General features: G+C 71.7%; 7 protein-coding genes. 1 reads left to right on the forward strand and 6 read right to left on the reverse strand.

What is annotated here, in order from left to right; translation table 11 throughout:
* Nucleotides 1–56 precede the first annotated feature (56 nt).
* From ACGFU7_RS19310 to ACGFU7_RS19335, 6 genes are read right to left on the reverse strand one after another with little or no spacing between them, the layout of a single operon-like run.
* Entirely contained in the window at nucleotides 57–926 is an 870-nt protein-coding gene (locus tag ACGFU7_RS19310; RefSeq protein ID WP_364940825.1) for an alpha/beta fold hydrolase, read from the reverse strand.
* Nucleotides 923–2188: a cytochrome P450 gene (locus ACGFU7_RS19315; protein ID WP_393697226.1), complete on the reverse strand. Its 1266-nt coding sequence runs from the start codon at nucleotides 2186–2188 to the stop codon at nucleotides 923–925. The genes ACGFU7_RS19310 and ACGFU7_RS19315 overlap by 4 nt, the downstream gene beginning before the upstream one ends.
* Nucleotides 2189–2196: 8 nt before the next feature.
* On the reverse strand, nucleotides 2197–4242 hold the full coding sequence (locus ACGFU7_RS19320) for a Gfo/Idh/MocA family oxidoreductase (RefSeq protein ID WP_393697227.1): 2046 nt from the start codon (nucleotides 4240–4242) through the stop codon (nucleotides 2197–2199).
* Nucleotides 4239–5390 (reverse strand): saccharopine dehydrogenase NADP-binding domain-containing protein, encoded by a 1152-nt coding sequence (locus tag ACGFU7_RS19325; RefSeq protein ID WP_393697228.1) that lies wholly within the window; start codon nucleotides 5388–5390, stop codon nucleotides 4239–4241. Before ACGFU7_RS19325 ends, ACGFU7_RS19320 begins: the two co-directional genes overlap by 4 nt.
* Entirely contained in the window at nucleotides 5387–10960 is a 5574-nt protein-coding gene (locus ACGFU7_RS19330; protein ID WP_393697229.1) for an amino acid adenylation domain-containing protein, read from the reverse strand. Before ACGFU7_RS19330 ends, ACGFU7_RS19325 begins: the two co-directional genes overlap by 4 nt.
* Nucleotides 10957–17613 carry an amino acid adenylation domain-containing protein gene (locus ACGFU7_RS19335; RefSeq protein WP_393697285.1) on the reverse strand — a complete coding sequence of 2219 codons (6657 nt, stop codon included), beginning with the start codon at nucleotides 17611–17613 and terminating at the stop codon, nucleotides 10957–10959. The genes ACGFU7_RS19330 and ACGFU7_RS19335 overlap by 4 nt, the downstream gene beginning before the upstream one ends.
* Nucleotides 17614–17872: 259 nt before the next feature.
* Here ACGFU7_RS19335 and ACGFU7_RS19340 point away from each other — a divergent pair, with 259 nt between their 5' ends.
* The gene (locus tag ACGFU7_RS19340) at nucleotides 17873–19510 is read left to right on the forward strand and encodes a (2,3-dihydroxybenzoyl)adenylate synthase (RefSeq protein WP_393697230.1); all 1638 of its coding nucleotides are present in this window, start codon (nucleotides 17873–17875) and stop codon (nucleotides 19508–19510) included.
* The last annotated feature ends 60 nt before the right edge of the window (nucleotides 19511–19570 follow it).

A 19570-nucleotide genomic window follows, 5' to 3' on the forward strand; every position in this document is an offset into this window, starting at 1 on the left:
TCTCCGGGTGGGGGCGGGCGTGGTGGGTCGTATACGGGTGGCGTTGCGGTCTCGGTTCACGGGGTGCTCGGCCAGGTGTGTGCGCCGCCGATGGTCAGCGAGGGGTCCAGTCGGCGCAGCACGGTGGCGACGACCTCGCGGCGTCGGGGGGTGAGGTAGAAGTGGTCGCCGGGGAAGACGCGGACTTCGGTGCGGGCGGTGGTGAGGTCCGCCCAGCCACCTGCCCCGTCGCGGCTGCGTTCCTCCCCGAGTTCGGGGTCCTTGCTGCCGGTCAGGACGTGCATGGGGCAGGCCAGTGGCGGCCGCTCCGCCGGCCGGTACGTCTCGATGATCCGGTAGTCGTGACGTACGGCCGTCAGGATCAGGGACCGCAGCCCGGGGTCGTCGAGGACCTCTCGGCTGGTTCCGCCGAGGCGTGCCAGTTCGGCGCTCAGGGTGTCGTCGTTCTGGCGGTGCAGTTGCCCGGTCACGGCGGTGCCGGGTGCCGCCCTGCCTGACGCGAACAGCCGGTGCGGGGGGAGGTTTCGGCGGCCGGTGAGCTCGTGGGCCAGCTCCCAGGCCACGGCGGAGCCCATGCTGTGTCCGAAGAGGGCGTACGGCCGGTCGAGCAGCGGTTCGAGGGCGTCCGCCACCGCGCTGACCAGCTCCCCCATGTCGGCCGCCCCGGGATCCTCGAAACGGTCCTCGCGGCCGGGGTACTGGATGGCGAGGAGTTCGACCTCGGGGGGCATCATGGCCGCCCAGGGCCGGTAGAAGCCCGCGCTTCCGCCCGCGTGCGGCAGGCATACGAGCGTGAAGCGGGGAGCAGGCCCGCCGCTCCACCGCCTGATCCAGGGGCTGTCGGCTCGGACTGCGCGTGCGGAGGGCCGGGGGAAGTGCTGGGCGGGGTGCTGGACCGACACGTTCGGTGAGGAGGACGCGGTCACCAGGTCACCCTCAGTTCTTCGAGGCCGAAGGTGGCCGAGTCGTGCTTGACGGCGACGTCGTCCCGGTCACCGGCGAGGCGGAGGGTGGGGACCCGGCGGATGAGTGTCTCCAGGGCGACCTCCATTTCCAGCCGGGCCAGGTGCTGTCCGACGCACTGGTGGACGCCGTAGCCGAACGCGACGTGGTGGTTGTCGGTGCGGTGGAAGTCGACCCGCTCCGGCTCGTCGAACTGCTCGGGATCGTGGTTGGCCCCGGCGAGGAGGGCGATGACGCCGTCGTCGGCGGGGATCGTCCGGCCGGAGAGGTCGATGTCCTCGGCGGCCACGCGCAGGGGGATGGAGTCGGCGACGGACAGGACGCGCAGGAGTTCGTCGACGGCGGCGGGCATGAGGGAGGGGTCGCGGCGCAGTTCCTCCTTCAGCTCCGGCCGGTCCAGGAGGAGCAGAGTGCTCAGGGCGATCATGCTCGTGGTGGTCTCACGGCCGGCGTTGATGGTGATGCCGAGGGTGGACAGCAGCTGGTCCATGGTCACGTGGCCGGTGGCGAGATGGTCGGTGACGAGCTTGGAGATCAGGTCGTCCCGGGGTTCTTCCCGCCGTTCGGCGATGAGTTCGGCGAGCAGGCCGAAGAGACCGCCGAGGGCTTCGGCAACCTGTTCGGCGGTGCTGTTGCGGGAGCCGGAGATCCGGGTGACGTCCCGGAAGAACTCCAGGTTCTCGCGCGGGATGCCGAGGAGTTCGCAGATCACCGAGGTGGAGACGGCGTTGGCGTACGCGGAGACGAAGTCGACGGGTCCGCCTGCGGCGAGCATGCCGTCCAGGATCTCGTCCACCCGTGCCTGTACGGCGGGGCGCATCTCCCGGACCCGGCGCACGGTGAACACCGGCAGGAGCATGCGCCGGTACTTGGTGTGCTCGGGGGCGTCGGTGCGGATGAAGGGACGGAACCGTGCCCCGGCTTCCTGTTCGCCCTCGCCGAGGGCCGGGAAGCCCGGGCGGCGGATGTCGGCGCTGACACGGGGGTCGGAGAGCAGTTCGCGGACGTCGTCGTAGCGGGTGACGACCCAGGCTTCCTTCTTGGTCGGCAGGGTGACGCGGGCGACCGGTTCGTCGGTGCGCAGCGCGTCGTACTCCGCGGGCGCGGCGAAGGGGCAGCCGCGCTGGATGGGGAAGTCCCGGGGTGGGGCCGTGGTGTCCGCAGCGGTGTCCGTGCGGAGTGGGTCGGAGGCGTGAGACGTGGTCGAGGTCTCGGGGGTGCTCATGGTGGGTCCTAGCCGTCGGTGGGAGAGGAGACGAGCGGAGTGGCGGTGCGCGGGGCGTCCGGGCCGTCGGACGGGGTCCGCGCGTGCGGCAGCCGTGGGGCCGTGTCGGGGCCGCCGGGTGTCCGGGTGAGTACGGCCAGTGGGGGTGCTCCGGGGCGGGTGGGCAGGGCGCGTGCCGTCATGCCGGACTCGGCCGCCACGTCCTGCAGTCCGAAGGGTGCCCAGCGGTAGGAGTCGCGCACTTCGCGTGTCGCATGGGCTGCGCCGTCCTGGTAGACCCGCCAGGTGGAGTGCAGGCGCATCGCTCCGTCCTCGGCCTCGTCCGGTGCTCCGGCGAACGACCACTCATAGCGGTGGCGTCCGGCTCTGGCGGTGGCGAGCCGGGTCTCGGGCAGGGACGAGGGGCTTTCGAACTGCATGAGTTCGACGATGACGAGCCCGCTGGGGGCCAGCCGTTGATGCAGCCGCCGCCATAGCCTGGCCCGCTCTTCGGCGTCGAGGTGGCCGAGAACTCCGCACAGCAGGACGACGCTGATCCGGTCGGGAAGCTCCAGGTCGGGAGCGGAGTCCGCGGTGACGGTCACCCGGGTACGCAGGTCTTCGTCACTGAAGACACGGCTGGTGAGCACGGCCCGCATGCCGACCGACGGTTCACAGGCAATGATCTGCGCGTCCGGCCGGGCCCGGGCGACGGCCTCGGTGACCAGACCGGTGCCCGCACCGATGTCGACGACCGGCCCCGCGCTCAGATCCGCTTCGGCGAGGAGGGCGGCGACCGCCGGGACGCTGGAGGTCGCGGTGTGCTCGGCGGCGAAGAGGTCGAAGAACTCGGCCGACGGGGAGTATGGCGCGGCGTCTGCGGGACGGACCGAAACCGTCTCGGGCGAGAAGCCGGTCGGCTCACCGGCGGGGGTCGGACCTGCGACGTGCGAGGACGGTTCCGAGCAGGATGTGGTATCGCCTGGGAAGCCCTCCGGCACTGGGAATATGTCGCTGACCGCCAGGGGCAGGGGGGTGGCCGGCCGGACGATCTCGGGTGGTCCCAGCCGTGCCGCGAGGTCGGTCCAGATGCGGCACACGGCCAGGTCGTACTGGCCCGCGCGCAAGGCGTCCCCGCCCTGGGCGACGGCCTCGCGGAGACCGTCTAGGGCCGTGCCGATCGCTTCGGGCCACAGGTCGGAGAAGACCGCACGGAAGGTCCCCGTGGTGCCGACCACGGCCGTGGTGCCGAGCCCCAGTCGCCCGGTTCCCGGCCCGTCCAGGACGAACCGCCGGTCCATGTCCCGGCCGATGTGCAGCCGAGGGCTCCACAGCACCGGGCCGTGGGTGTCGGCCAGGGTGAGCACTCCGCCCTCTGTTCCGACGGAGATCCGGTGCCAGTGCAGGGCATGGTTGTCCCGGTCGGACGGGTCGAGCTGGTGGTGCACCCGCAGGGTGAGGGGTACGCCGGCGAACACACCGTGCAGGGAACGGAACGGCTGCGGTCCGATCTCGGCGGGCAGCGGCGCCGGGTCCGCGAACCGCCAGGGCCGGAGCGTGCCCATCGCCTGACCGAGGATGTCCACCAGGGGATGCATCAGGTGGACCGGGGTGGCGGCGTCCACGAAGAGCGGTCGCTGCCGTTGGACGAGCCGGCGGGCTGCCTCGATGAAGACGCGGACGGGAGCGACATGCGGGTAGTGGGTGTTGAGGCGGTACTGCACCCCCCGCCTGCGGGCGTGTTTGAGGTTGTCCATCAGCTCGGTGACGTGGACGGGGTGTTCCTGGAGGACGTGGATGCCCCGGTCCATAAGCGCCCTGGCCAACTCGGTGCCCGGGCCACCCGATATGGAGGAACTCACCGCGACGCAGGCGGCGTCGACATCCTCCGGAAGGTCGGCCACGGCCGTGTAGAACGGGACGCCCAGGCTCTGGGCGTACGCGCGGGACGCTGCCGAACCCCGGCTCAGGACACCGGCCAGGAGGTAGCCGGGGCGCCGACGTACCGCCTCGGCGTAGAAGCGGCCGAAGTTGGTACCGCAGACCAGTACACGCAGGGGCGACGCTTCGCTCACAGCACGCCTTCTTCCACTTGTTCGGCTTCGGCCGCCGCGCCGGTGAGCCGGAGATCGGCAGCCCCGTGGGATCGCAGGTGCGTGACCACGGTGTCCGGATCCAGGACGTCGCAGGCGAAGTGCACGCCCGCCGGAACTTCGCCTCGCAGTACCGCTTCCACCGCGAGGGCGCCGACGGCCGCGGTGAGGCGGTAGCTGCTGGCGGCGCGCAGGGTCAGCCCCGCGGTGGCCGGCCGTGCGGACGCCGTTCCCGACAGCGCGAAGTCCATGACGTAGTAGGGCTTGCGCCCGGCCAGGTCAAGGTCGGCGGCCAGGATCAGCCGCTCCGCGAGCCGGTCGGGGTCTTCTCCGGCTGCGAGACGTCCCGGCAGGACGTTGAGCAGCGCGCGTACGGCCCGGCCGGGGTGGACGTTGTACCAGTCGAGCCGGTCCAGGCCCAGGACGGTGGCGAGGCGTTCACTTTCGCCGCTGAGGTAGGGCTGCACCGCGACCCGGCCGGGGAACGCCTCGTGTTCGGTGTCCTCGGCCGTGCGCAGGGCACGTGAGGCGCGCCGCCCGCCGCGAACGGCCGCCAGCGCCTCGCCGTATGCCGCACCGTCCGCGCCACCGGAGGTCAGGGAGAGCATGAGATCGTGCGCCACGGTCGGTGAACAGGTCTCCAGGCCACCGCAGTACGCGGTCAGCGCCGCGGCCGCGTCCAGTCCCTGCCCGGCCAGCCAGCGCGGCAGGAGGCTCGACAGCCCGGGCAGGGCTCCCGCGGAAAGGACGACAGTGCGGCCGCCGAGGGTCGGATCACCGGCCTTGAGGAGGTCTTCGGCGGCAGGGTCGTCCCCGGCCACGTCGACGCAGTGGGCACCGGCGGCGAGTGCCGCGGAGGCCACCGTGGCCCGGAGCCGGTAAGTGGGTCCGACGCAGTTGAGGACGATGTCGCAGCCCTCGGTGAAGGCGCGCAGGTCCTCCGGATCGGTGGCGTCGGCCCGGACCGTCTCGTCGTGGCAGGTGGGGTTCTCCTCGGCGACAGCGCTCAGGGCGGACGCGGTCCGTCCTCCCAGGCGGAGCCTGGTGTGGCCGAGCCTGCGCAGCTCCCGTACGGCGGCCCGGCCGACCGCACCGGATGCCCCGAGGACCCCGATCACTGGCTTGTTCATCGGGTGATCGCCCCCTGGGTCAGCTCACCGAGGGTCTTGAGGATGCCGGGCGCGTGCTCGACGGACAGGCAGCTGTAGTGGTCGCCGCCGATGTCGACGATGTCCAGGTCTCCCAGCGTCAGTTCCTCCCAGTAGGTGGTGACGGCGTCCTTGCTGCCGGGGAAGGGGTAGGCGCCGTCGTGGCGCAGGAAGGTGATGTCGCCCGCGTAGGGCTCGGCGTCGTAGCGGGTGATGGCGAAGACGCTCTGCCGGAACGCGAGGAAGAGCCGCGTCATGTGATCGGGTTCGTAGGTGCCCGCCGAGGCGGGGACCGCCGCGCACATCCGCTCGATGCGGGTCGCGCGGGGGACCTCCGCCAGTTCCCGGAATCGCGCCGCCACGTCGTCGAACTCCTCGGGCAGTCCGGCCAGTCCGCCGTCCGGCAGCACACCGGGGCTGGCGGCGAGGACGGCGTCGGCGGCCGCTGCGACCCGGTACTGGTCGTCGGGGAAGCCGAGGTCGGCCGGGTCGATGCCCATCATGACGGCGAAGGAGTACTCGGCGAGGAGTTCGTCGTCGAGCCGGAAGCGGGGGCTGTGGCTGCTGATGACGGTGAGGCTCTCCACCTCGGCCCCGGACTCGGCCAGGTTGCGCGCCACCTCGGTGGCGATCAGGCCGCCCAGGCAGTAGCCGACGACGTGGAAGCGGCTGCGGCCGTCCGCCGTCAGGGCGCGGGCGTAGTCGGCCGCCATCTGCTCGATGAGTCCCTCAGGGGGCGCGGCGAGGAATCCGTTCAGGTCCGGGACCTCGACGCCGACGACCTCGGCGAGACCTGGTGAGCGGCGTCTGATCTCGGTGACCAGCGCCCGGTACGGCATGATCGTCGCGGTTCCCGCATGTACCAGGACGGTCGTCGGCTCGTCCTCGGAGCGGGCGCCGTGCAGGTGGATCACCGGGTCGGTGCGCACGGCGTCCGCCGAGGGCGCGTCCTCGGGGGCGGCCAGACCGCGCAGGAAGCCGGCGAGACCGGCGACCGTGGGGCGGCGCAGCATGTGGCGCAGGACGACCTCCCATTCCAGGTCGGCCGCCTGCGGTACGCGTTCGCGCAAGCGGCCCACCATGCGTGCGACCAGGAGGGAGTCGCCGCCGAGGTCGAAGAAGTCGTCGTTGCGGGTGACACGTTCGACAGCGAGGAGTTCCGCCCATAGGTCGGCGAGGCTGTTCTCCAGCTCGTCCTTCGGCTGTTCGTCCACGACGACCGGTGCGCTTTCGCGGGGCAGCCAGGTCCGCAGGCGAGCGCGGTCGGTCTTGCCGTTGGCCGTACGGGGCAGGGCGTCGACGACCTGCCACACCGACGGAAGCATGTACTCCGGGAGCCGGGTGGCCGCCGTGCGGGCAAGCTCACCCGTGGGAACGTGACAGCGGTCGTCCTTCAGGGTGGCGAAGAAGACCTCCTGCCCGGTGAGGGCCAGGGGGTCCCGGGCGTCGGGCAGTGAGGTGACCTCCGAGGCCCCCTGTGCGTCCAGGAGTTCACGCCACTGGGTGTGGGTGAGGAAGGACTGCCCGGTGTGCTCGCGCACATCGGTCCAGGTCCGGCCGGCGACCTCCAGGAACTCCATGGAGACCAGCAGGGGGAGGTTCTCGTCGCGGGTGTTCTCCACGAACACCAGCTGGCCGCCCGGCACCAGCAGTTCCCGCAGCCGGCCCACGGCGGCGTCCGCGTCGGCGGCGGCGTGGAGCGTGTTGGCGCAGATCACGACGTCGAAGGTGTTGGGCAGCAGGTGCTGGGCGCGGGGGTCCTCGTCGACGTCGAAGCGCTGGTAGCGGACCCAGGCATGGTCGGCGAAGCGCTCGCGGGCTTCGTTCAGGAAGAAGGCGGAGGCATCGGTGAACAGATAGTCCACGCCGTACTCGGCGAGGACGGGCACGAGTTCGCCGGTGGTGCCGCCGACGCCGCCGCCCACTTCGAGGACGCGCATCCGCTCCTCGCCAGTGTGGCCGGCAGCGATCTCCCGCAGTGCGGCGACCACCGCGCGGTTGAGGTGCCGGATGGCGAGGTTGTCACGGTAAGCGGCATCCGCGGCATCCGTGGCCGCTCCGGGGAAGAGCAGTTCCTGGATGCCCGTCTCGCCGGAGATCAGCTCGGGCAGTCGCTCGGCACACGTACGCATGACGGTGAGCAGCTCCGTGCTCCAGCCGATCTCGTGCTCCAGTGCCGCGGCCCGCTGCCAGCGGCGTTCCTTCTCGGTCTCGGACACGGGCACCAGGCCGGTGTAGGTGTCGTCCGGGCTCTGGTGGGTGAGCCGGTCGCGTACGGCCAGGGCGCGCAGCCAGCGGCGCACGATGTGCCGGTGCCGGGGCGTGGCGCGCAGGGCCGTGCCCACTTCCTCCGCGGTGCGCGACGCACCGTCGGCGAATGTTCCGGAGGCGGCGAGGACGCGGGTCATCTCGGCGATGGCCACCTCGTCGAGGGCGCTGAGGAAGTCTGTGAGCCGCGCGGTGTCGACGGCGGCCGAGGCTTGACGTACGGCGTCGGCGGCCACCGTACGCGCCTGTGCCCTGGTCGCCGCGGCGGGATCGTAGCCGTCCCCAGAGGGTGCTCCGGGAAGGCCGGCATCCCCGTCCTTGCGGGCCGTCTCCACGAACGCGGCGAGGCGCCGTCCGCCCGCCGCGGAGTCATCGACGATCACGGCGCCCGCCGCGACCGCCGGGTGGGCCTGTACGGCGGCCTCCACTTCGGCGAGTTCGACACGGTATCCGCGGATCTTGATCTGGGCGTCCTCGCGGCCCAGGAACTCGATGGTTCCGTCGGGGAGGTACCGCCCGAGGTCGCCCGTGCGGTACAGGCGCCCTCCGGGGGCGGGGTCGGTGAGGAACCGCTGTGCCGTGCGCTCCTCGTCGCCGAAGTAGCCCAGGGCGACGCCGGCGCCGCCGATGTACAGCTCGCCCGGCACCCATTCGGGGCGGGGCCGCAGGTGCCGGTCGAGTACGGCGAAGGTCTGGTTGGTCAGGGGCTTGCCGTACGGGATGCTCGGGCGGGCGGTGTCCACCTCGCCGATCGGGTGGGCGATGGACCAGATGGAGCCCTCGGTGGCTCCGCCGAGCGAGATGATGTCCAGTCCCGGGAGGAGTTCACGGGCCTGGTCGGGCAGCGAGACGGGTATCCAGTCACCGGATATGAGCGCGAGCCGCAGCGAGGCGTCGCCGGCGGGGGGCTCGGAGCGGAGCCAGTCGCACAGCATGTGGAGCTGCCCGGGGACCGAGTTCCACACGGTCACGCCGTGGTCGCGGACGAGTTCGGCCCAGTGGGAGGGGTCCCCTCGCCGGTCGGCAGCGGGCAGGACGAGGGTGGCACCCACCGCGAGCGGCCCGAACAGGTCGTAGACGGACAGGTCGAAGCCCAGCCCCGCGATGCCGAGGACGCGGTCGCTCCCGGTGACGGCGTAGCGCCGGTTGATGTCCTCGACAGTGTTGAGGGCGGCTCGGTGACTGATCATCACACCCTTGGGCGTGCCGGTGGAACCCGACGTGTAGATGATGTAGGCGAGGTCGTCCGGGTCGCATCGGCTGCCACGCACGTCCGGCGCGGCCACGGTGTCCTCGGGTACGACGAGGTCGACGGCGACGGCCGTGATGCTTTCCGGCAGGTCGTCGATCTCGGCGAGCCAGGATTGGGTGAGGACCGTGCGAACGCCCGCGTCCGCGATGATCGTGTCCCGACGGGCCGGCGGCTGAGCGGTGTCGACGGGCAGATAGGCGCCACCCGCCATGAGAGTGCCGAAGACCGCGACGACCTGCTCCCAGCCCTTGTCGGCCCAGATGGCCACGGGTTCCCCCGGGCGAAGCCCGGAGCCCGTCAGTGCACGAGCCAGAGCGCTCGCGCGGGCCACGAGCTGTCGGTAGGTGAGGGCGAGGTCGGGGGTCCGGACGGCGATCGCGTCCGGTGTGGCCTGCGCCTGGGCGATTACGGGTTCGTGAAGCAGGGCGTCCGGCAGGGGCCCCCCGGTCGTGTTGACCGCGCGTCGGCGTGCCGCCTGCGCCTCGGGCAAAGGAATGCGGACCGGGGCGTCCCAGGCGGCCTCTCCGGCTTCGCCCTCGGCCGACAGCGACCGTACGAGTGCCGTGTACGCCTCGAACATGGCGTCGGCCACCCCCTGGGCGAGTGCGGCCTCCCGGATGTCCCAGGACAGAATCAACGCGTCACCGCGCTGCATGACCTGGCAGTCGAGCCATACCTGCGGCGTCCGGGTCACGGCGTACGTCACCTCGGGAGGCACTCCCTCGGAGGTGGCGCCGGTGCCCAGGGCGCTGGTGAAGACGACCGGCATCAGCACCGGGGAGCCGGCGCGGCGGGAGAGTTCGGCCAGCACCTCCGAGCCGGTGAACGACGCATGCGCCAGGTCTTCGAGGAGCTGCTCCCCCACCGCCCTGGTCCGGTCGGTGAAGGTGGCCGGGGCGTCGAGGTCGACGGCGAGGAGTTCGAGCGAGGTGAAGTCGCCGATGAGGCGGTGTATGTCGTCGTGCAGAGCGGGTCGGTCGACGGTAGGCACGTTGAGCGTGAAGCGGCTGGTGCGGGACCAGGCGCCGACCGTCTCGGCGTATGCGGTGAGCAGGGCGGTCGACACGGTCAGTCCTCGCCGCGCCGCCCGGCCGGTGAGGCGGTCCCGGTCGGCCGCGGACAGCAGGGTCTCCAGTCGGCGGAACGTCACCGTGCCGTCGGGAGCCAGCGTACTTCCGGTCCCTCCGTGATCGTCCACATCGGCTTCCCAGTGTTCGGCGAGGGGAAGTTCGGGGGCGGGCGGCAGGGTGTCGAGGCGTCCGGTCCAGTAGGCGCGGTCGCGGGTGTGTGCGTCGCTGTCGGCGAGTGCGCGGCGGGCCAGGACGTAGTCGCGGAAGGTGATCCGCGGTGCGTCGGAGAGGGCGGCACCACCGTAGCTCCCCTGGAACTCGGCGAGCAGGATACGCAGACTGGCGTGGTCGACGACGAGCATGTCGAAGGAGAGGTGGAGCACAGCCTGCCCGGCGGTCCGGGTGACGTGCACGGCGAAGAGCGGCCACCGGTCGGTGGGGGCCTCGCGGGTGGACAGGCGTGCTCGCGTGCGTTCCAGCTCTGCCTCGGCCGTGTCGGACGGGAGCGCGGTCAGGTCGTCGGTCCCGACCACGAGGGCGGGAACTTCGGGCAGGACCCGCTGGTGGCCGTCGCGATGGACCACGGCACGGAGCATGTCGTGGCGCTGGACCAACTCGCGCCACGCGGCGGTCACTCGGTCCACGTCGAGGTCGGGGTAGCGCAGCTCGACGTAGGCGTGGCAGCCGATGCCGCCGTAGGCGTAGGCGTCGGTGCGGCCGATGAGGTAGGCGGCCTGGATGTCCGTCAGCGGGAACGGTTCGTGGCGGTTGCCGGGGTCGCTCCGCAGCGTGGGCTCCCCTGCCTCCAGGTGGCGCAGGATGGCGTCCTTGTGCGTGCGCAGTTCGGCGCGGTGCGTGTCGGTGAGCCGGCCCTGGGGGGCCCGGAACCGCAGTTGTCCGTCCTGGGCCCAGAGCACCACGCCCTCGTCGGCGTATCGGGCCAGCAGTTCAGCGATGTTCACAGCTCTCCGGTCTCATAGGTGGTCGCGTGGGCCGCGAGCGTTCGGGTGACGTCCGCAGCGAGCGCGGCGATGGTCGGTGCGGCGAAGAAGCGGCGGGCGGGCACGGTGGCCCCGAGACGGCGCTCGATCGCGGTCAGCAGGCGCAGTGCGGTGAGGCTGTCGCCGCCTGCGGTGAAGAAGTTGACGTCGCGGTCCGGCACCCATTGCGGCAGGTATTCGTGCCAGAGCGCGGCAAGGGCTTCTTCGGTTTCGCCCCGTGGCGGTTCGGCACCGGTGGCCGCCGTCTGCGGGCCCGCCATGCCGGCCAGGGCTCCCCGATCGACCTTGCCGTTCGCGGTGAGGGGCAGCGTGGGAAGCAGGAGAATGCGGGACGGGACGGCGTAGACCGGCACCCGTTCCGCCAACAGGACGAAGAGCCTCTCGGCGAGTTCCGGATCCTCGGCGGGTGTGACCGGACCGGAAGGAGCGGACTCGGTGGCGGGCGTGGAGACCGTGGTGGGATCCTGCGGTACGGCGAAGGCGACCAGGCGCTTGGCGGTGCGCTCCCCCACGGCCACGACGGCGGCCCGCGCGACGGCCGGGTGTGCTTCCAGGGCGGCCTCGATCTCGCCTGCCTCGATGCGGTGCCCTGCGATCTTCAGCTGGCTGTCGAGCCGACCGAGGAACTCCAGCAGTCCGTCACCCCGGAACCGGCCCAGGTCACCCGTCCGGTACCAGCGTCGCCCGTCCTGCTCGACGAACTTCTCGGCAGTGCGGGCCGGGTCGGCCAGGTAGCCGCGAGCCAGTCCGGCACCACCGATCAGCAGCTCGCCGGGCGTCCAGTCGGGGCAGTCCCGGCCGGCCCGGTCGACCACCCGGTAGTGCTGCCCGGTCAGGGGACGTCCGTACGGGATGGAGACCCACTGGGCGTCCAGATCGGTGACGGTGAGGGTGTTGGACCAGATGGCGGCTTCCGTGGCGCCGCCCATGGCGACGAAGGAGCAGGGCCGCGCGGTCCGGGCCCGCAGCCGGGCGGGAAGGTCCAGGCCGATCCAGTCGCCGGAGACCAGTGCGGTCCGAAGCCCTGCGATCCGGCTGCCTTCCGCGCCGCCCTGTTCGTCGGCCTCGAGCAGCAGGTCGAGCAGGGCGGGGACGGTGTTCCAGACGGTCACGCGGTACTGATCCAGCAGGCTTGGCCAGCGGGCGGGTTCACGGCGCTGGTCTTCGGTGGGCAACAGGAGGGAGCCTCCTGCCGCGAGCAGGCCGAAGATGTCGTAGACGGACAGGTCGAAGTCCAGCGCGGAGAGGGCGAGGACACGGTCGTCCCCGCTGATGTCGTGGCGGGCGTTGATGTCGGCGATCGTGTTCCAGGCTGCGGCGTGGGTGATCTCGACCCCCTTGGGCTCGCCCGTGGAGCCTGAGGTGAAGATCACGTAGGCGAGCGTCTGCGGAGACGTCGTACAGGGGGTGGGCAGCGGCTCGTGGTGCTGCGTGTCCGCGAAGGACAGGCTGCGGGGGCCGGCTGCCTCCGGGGCGGGCCAGGTTCCGAGGACCACCTCGAACCCGGCGGTGGCGTGCACGCGTTCCAGTCGTGCGGTGGGCTGTTCGAGGCTGAGGGGAACGTAGGCGGCTCCGGTCGCGAGGACTCCCAGGACGGCCGCGATCTGTTCCGGGCCCTTGGGCAGGGTGACCGCGACCAGGTTCCCCGGCCGTACGCCCGCGTCGCCGAGCGACGCGGCGATGCGCAGCGCCTGCCGGGCGAGGGCTCCGTAGGTCACCTCCTGCCCTGCCGTCGTGACGAGGGCGGTGCGGCCGGGGGTGGTGGTCGCGTGGCTGAAGAACGCGTCGTGCAGCAGGCGAGGAGCCACCGGTTCGAGGGCCGCCACCCGTGCCTCGGCAGCCCGCCGTTCGTACTGGGAGGCTGGCAGCAGGTCGGGGAGCGGTGCTTCCCAGTCGTCGGCGACGATGTGCCGCAGGAGCCGTTCGTAGGCGGCGAACATGGCGTCCAGCACGCCTTCGGCGAACAGCTCCTCGACGGCGTCCCAGGTGACGACCAGGTTCCCGGACTCCTCGGTGACCTGGTTGTCCAGGCAGACCTGCGGTGACTGGGAGATGCCCCAGACCTTGGCGGGGAAGCCGGTGCCCGGTGCGGCCAGTGTCGCGTCACCGACTCCGATGGCACTGGTGAACACGACGGGTGCGGCCGCGTCCACTGTGCCCGTGCGTCGGCCGAACTCCCGCAGCAGCCAGTCGATCGGCACGTCCGCGTGGTCGAGGTCCTCGGCCTGACGGCGTTGCAGGACCCTGGCCGCCGCCGGCCAGCAGGTGCCCTCGCGCCGGTATCCGGCGAGGGACAGGGAGGTGAAGTCGCCCAACACCCGGTGGATGTGGGGATGGACGTCACGGCGGTTGAAGAGGGTGAGCGTGAGAGTCAGGGCGTCACTCCCGCTCCAGGTCGCCAGGGTTTCCGCGTACAGGGCGAGCAGGACGGTGGAGGGGGTGAGGCCGCGCCGGGCCGCGTCCCGCTTGACGGCCTGCCAGTCCTCGGCGGGCACGGTCAGTCGGCGCCGGGTGAAGACGGGCGTGTCGAGAGTCGCGGGGTCGCGGTCGAAGGGGAGCGCGGGGGGCGGCGGCAGTTCGGACAGGCGGGACTGCCAGTGGGCGCGGGCACGCGCTTCCGCCTCCGGGTCCGCCGGGAGGCGGGTCAGATAGTCGCGGAACGTCACATCGATGGGCGGCAGTTCCTGGTCCGGATCGGCGTAGAGCGCGTTCAGTTCGGCGTAGAGCGTGGTGATGGAGAGCGCGTCGAGCACCAGGTAGTCCAGGCCGATGCCGATGCGGGTGCGTACCTCACCGTCCTCCTTCCCGGCATCCTCGTCCTCGCGGTAGCGCACCGCCTCGATGGCGAAGAGCGGCCACCGGGCGGGGTCACGGACCTGGCGGGACAGGCGGGCACGCAGGTCCGCCAGGGCCTTGGTCGTGTCGCCGTCGCAGGCGTCCCCCACGGGGATGCGCACGGGTGGCACCTCGGGAAGGACGCGCTGACGTCCGTCGTCGACGACGGCACGGAGCATGCCGTGGCGGGCGACGAGGGTGTTCCAGGCGCGCTCCAGCCGGGGCAGGTCGACGTCCGTGCCGTCGAACTCCGTGTAGTGCCAGGTGCCGACGCCGCCGAGGGTGAAACGAGGGTCTCGGCCGGTGTGGTAGGCGGCCTGGACGTCCGTCAGCGGGAAGGGCTCGTGGGCGTGGTACGGGTCGGGCACGAGGACGGCTGCCTGCTCGTGGGTGGTCGTCGCGGGGTGCAGCGTCTCGCAGAAGTGCTGGAGCACGGGGCGGGCGAAGAGGTCGGCCACACGGGCGCCGGGGAATCCGGCTGCGCGCAGTCGGCCGATCATGCGGGTCGCGACGAGCGAGTCGCCGCCCAGCAGGAAGAAGCTGCTCTCGCGTCCCACGTCGGCCACGTCGAGCAGGTCGGCCCACTCGGCCGCCACGGCCGTCTCCACGGGACCGAAAGGCTCGGAAGTGCGCGGTCCGTCCTGGCCGGCGGCCTCGGTCAGCGCTTGGCGGACGGCGGCCCGGTCGAGTTTGCCGTTGGCGGTCAGGGGCAGGTCGCGCATGACGAGTATGCGCTCGGGAACCATGTAGGCGGGCAGTCGGTCCGCCGCCCGGAGGCGGACCTTCTCCGGGTCGGGTGCCTCGTCGCGAGCGGAGACGGCCGCGGCGAGGTGTCGCACCGGTGTGTCGAGGACGGTGGCGACGGCGTGCAGGACGACGGGGTCGTCCTCCAGCGCTGACTCGACCTCGCCGAGTTCGATGCGGTGGCCGCCGATCTTCACTTGGTGGTCGGCGCGGCCGAGGAACTCCAGCACTCCGTCGGGCCGGTAGCGGGCCAGGTCGCCGCTGCGGTACCAGCGTTCGCCGTCGTGCTCGACGAAACGTTCGGCGGTCCGCTCGGGGTCCCCCCGGTATCCGTTGGCCACACCGGGGCCGCCGATCCACAGCTCGCCGGGGACGAGATCGGGGCAGTCACGGCCGCGCTCGTCCACGACACGTGCCCGCATGTTGCGGAGCGGAACACCGTACGGGACCGACTTCCAGGCCGGGTCGGTCTCCTCCACCTCGAAGACCGTGGAGTGGACCGCGGCCTCCGTCATGCCGCCGAGTGCCACGAAACGGCAGCCGGGTACGAGGGCCCGCAGTCTGCGGGGCTGGTCGAGTCCGATCCAGTCCCCGCCGAGCAGCGCCATGCGCGGGGAGTCGCCGAGGCCGTCGTCCTCGCCGGCGGCCATCAGCAGGTCCAGCAGGGCGGGCACGCACTGCACCAGCGTCACCCCGTGCGTGCGCACCAGCCGCGCCCAGTGGTGGGCATCGCGGCGGTGCTCCTGTCCCACAGCGACCAACTGGCCGCCGAGTGACAGCGGGGTGAAGATGTCCCAGGTGGCGAGGTCGAAGTCCAGTGCGGAGATCGCGAGCGTGCGGTCCGCGGGGCCGAGTCCGAGCTGTTTCTCCATCGCCTCGATGGTGTTGACGACCGCTCGGTGCGACACCTCGACGCCCTTGGGCAGTCCGGTCGAGCCGGAGGTGAACAGCACGTAGGCCGGCAGGGCGGGATCCGGCTGGACGACCTGTGCGGGTTCCGCCTTCGCCGCGTCCTCCAGGAGCAGCACCGGAGCCGAGGAGGCTTCCGCGCACAAGTGGGCGTGGTCCCGGTCGGTGAGTACGGCGGACGCTTCGGCCACGGCGTGGATGCGGGCTCGTCGTACGGCGGGCTGTTCCACTCCGACGGGTGCGTAGGCAGCTCCGGCGGCCAGGATGCCGAGCACCGCGGCGACCTGGTCGGCGCCCTTGGGCAGGGTCACCGCGACCGTGTCTCCCTCTCGCACCCCGTGGTCGCGCAGCAGCGCGGCGATCTGTCGTGCTCGGCAGCCGAGTTCGCCGTAGGTGATCGCGTCACCCGTCGTGCTGATGACCGCAGCGCGGTCCGGCTCGGTCTCCGCCAGCCGGAAGAAGCGGGTGTGCAGGGCGCGGGCAGGGGCCGGCGTGGCGGGCAGGGCCGCCACCGCGCGGCGGGGCAGGACGTCGGTCGCGAGCAGACCGTTCACCGGCCGGTCCCACGCTTCGGGGTCGGTCACGAGACGGCCGATCAGGCGGCGGTAGGCATGGAACGCGGCGTCGGGGACGCCGGTCTCGAACACCCCGTCACGCACGTCCCAGTTGAGGAGGAGACCGCCGTCGAGTTCGGTGACCTGCGCGTCCAGGTAGACCTGCGGTCCCTGCGAAATGATCCAGGAAGGGCGGCCGAAGGACTTCTGGACGTCCTGCTCGAATATCTCGCCCAGGCCGATGGCGCTGGTGTACACGACGGGTGCCAGCACCGGGGCGCCCTCGACGCGGGCGAGGTCGCGCAGCACCTCGACGCCGCCGTATGCCCCGTGGGCGATGCCCTCCTGAAGGCGTTCCTGAAGGCCGCGCGCCTGCCGGGAGAACGGGTGCGGCGCGCTCAGGTCCGCGTCGAGCAGGACCGAGCTGCTGAAGTCACCGACCAGGTCGGCCACTTCGGGGGTGAACATCTCCCGGTCGAACAGCGGAAGGTTGAGCAGGAAGCGCCGGCTGTCGCTCCAGGCGGCGATGACCTCGGCGAAGGCGGTGGCGAGGGCGGCGGCGGGGGTGATGCCGTGTCGGCGGGCCGCGGCGATAAGGGCGGCCTTGTCGGCGGGGCCGAGCCAGTGGTGCAGGCGGCGGGAGTGGGTGAGCGTGGTGTCGTCCGCGCTGACCGGGGTGAGCGGGTCGACGGTCGTCGGCAGCCGGGGGGCGCGGGGCAGGTCCGGCAGGCGCTCTCGCCACCAGGCGGCATGCTGTTCGCGTTCGGCCCTTCGCCGGACGTCGTGCTCCGCGAGGTACCGGCGGTAGTCCAGGCCCATCTCGCGCGGCGGATCCTCAGGACACTCGTAGAAGCGGCGCAGGTCGGACAGGAGGACCCGCAGGCTCAGCGCGTCACCGGCCATCATGTCCAGGTCGATCTGCAGCCGGGTCCCCCCGTCGGGGAGCAGGCACAGGGCGGCACGGAAGACCTCGCCCGTGGTGATGTCCGGGCGGTCGTGGGTGTTGTTCTCACGCAGTCGCTCCAGCTCGGACTCGGCCTCACCGGTGGTGCGTGCACGCAGATCGTGGACGGTGAGGGGCGCACCTGCGGCACCGAAGCGCTGGCGGCCCTCATCGTCGAAGACGGCCCTGAGCATGCCGTGCCGCCGCACGAGGGCGCGCAGGGCGGCATCGAGCCGGGCCGGATCGACGTCATGACCGTCGAGTTCGACGTAGAAGTGCGCGGCGACACCGCCGAGAGGCTGCCCGTCCTGACGTCCGATCCAGTAGGCGTGCTGCATGGTGGCCAGCGGGAAGGAGCCGGACTGCTCCTCGGCGGCCGTCGCGTCCGACGGGGTGGGAGATGCGGGGGCGGGTTCGCCGTCGGGCCGCGCTTGCCCGAGCAGGACCGTCCAGGCCCGCAGGGTCGGCTCACGCGTGAGGTCCTGGAAGGTGACGGTGCTGCCCGCCCGTCGCCAGGTGCCGACGAGGGACATCAGCATCAGTGAGTCGAGGCCGAGTTCGAAGAGGTCACGGTCGTCGGCCAGTTGCTGTGGCGGCAGCTCCAGTGCGCGTGCAACCGCCGCGCGCACCGCGGTCGGTGCGTGCGGGTCGCTGCCGGCGGGGTCGCCTTCCGCTGTCCGCGCCTGGACGAGCGCTTCGTCGCTCACTGATGGGGCCTTCCGATCGGATGGGTGCGGGTCGTGTCGAGGTCGGCAGGCGGCGGGAGGTTCGTCACGCAGGGGCCGAGCCCTAGATTGAAATGATTATCATTTCTATAGTTCACATCGTAATCACATAATCGGACCCGACGCCAGAGCCACGAGGCTCGGCGATGAGAGGCAGAGCCCCATGAGCGAGACACAACGGACCTGGCCCGAGGCCGAGAAGGCGCGGTACTGGGCCGTCGGCCACTGGGAGGGCGTCACCTTCGGAGCCCGGTTGCGCCAGTGGGCGGCCGGGCGCGGAGGGCGCATCGCGCTCGTCGACGGCGACCGTCGCTGGACCTACGCCCAGCTGGACTCCGAAGCTGACCTCATCGCCCGCGGACTGTGCGGACTGGGCATCGGACGGGGCGACCGCGTGGTGGTCCAGCTCCCGAACCGCGCCGAGTTCGTACTCCTCTGGTTCGCCTTGCAGCGGCTCGGTGCGGTACCGGTGCACGCCATGCCCGGTCACCGGCGCCGGGAGATCGGTCATCTGGTGCGCGTGGCGGGGGCCGTGGCCTGTGTGGTGCCCGATCTGCACGCCAGGTTCGACCACCGCGAACTGATGCGCGAGGTGCGGGCGGAGCAGGGATCGGACGGCTCGCTGCGGCATGTCATCGTGGTCGGCGATCCGGGGCCGGGCGAGGACTTCGTTTCCTTCGAAGGGCTCCGCTCGGCCCCGCCGGCCGCCTCGGGTCACGGCCTCGACGACGGGGGAGCCGCCACCTCCGACATCGCTCTCCTGTTGCTGTCCGGCGGCACCACAGGGCTCCCCAAACTCATCCCGCGCACGCACGACGACTACGCCTACAACGCCCGCGCCTGCGCCGCCGTCTGTGCGCTCGACGCGCGGACCGTGTACCTGGCGGTACTGCCGATCGGGTTCAACTTCACCTTCGCCTGCCCCGGAGTGCTGGGCACCCTGATGGCCGGGGGAACTGTCGTCGTCGCGCCGGACCCCAGCCCGCAGACGGCGTTCGCCCTCGTCGAACGGGAGGGCGTGACCTTGACCTCCCTGACCCCGCCGCTTGTCCCCCACTGGATGGAGGAGGCCGGGTCCGGGTCTTGGGACCTCGGAAGCCTCGCGGTGGTGCAGGTCGGCGGGGCGCGGCTGCCGGAGGATCACGCCCGCAAGCTGGGACCGGCGCTCGGGGCGACCGTGCAACAGGTCTTCGGCATGGCGGAGGGCCTGATCAACCTGACGCGCCTTGACGATCCCGAGGACCTGGTCTGTGCCACCCAGGGCCGGCCCGTCTCGCCGGACGACGAGGTTCTGGTGGTGGACAGCGACGGCATGCCCGTGCCGGATGGGACGGCGGGCGAACTCCTCACCAGGGGCCCCTACACGCTGCGTGGCTACTACCGCGCCGAGAAGTACAACCGCACGGCGTTCACCCCGGACGGCTACTACCGGACCGGAGACGTGGTGCGGCGCCTGCCCACCGGACATCTCGTGGTGGTGGGGCGGATCAAAGACCAGATCAACCGGGGCGGCGAGAAGATCGCCGCGGTGGAGGTGGAGGAGGAGTTGCTGACGCATCCGGCGATCACGGCGGCGGCCCTGGTCGGTGTGCCGGACGAGCGGTGGGGTGAGCGGTCCGTCGCTTTCGTCGTATGCGAGGGCTCGGCTCCCGGAGCGCGGGAGGTCGCCGCCCATCTCAAGGAACGCGGGCTGGCCGGGCACAAGGCGCCGGACGAGGTCGTGCGGGTTCCCGCACTGCCGCTCACCGCGGTCGGAAAGGTGGACAAGGCTGCGCTGACACAGCGCTTGCCATTGTCGTAAGGCGTGGCCGGGAGGAGCGCCCGGTGAGCGGGGCGCTCCTCCTGCCGCCCGTGAGAGGTC

It is taken from the genome of Streptomyces sp. NPDC048473 (assembly GCF_043200155.1).
In the GTDB taxonomy this organism is placed as follows: Bacteria; Actinomycetota; Actinomycetes; order Streptomycetales; family Streptomycetaceae; genus Streptomyces.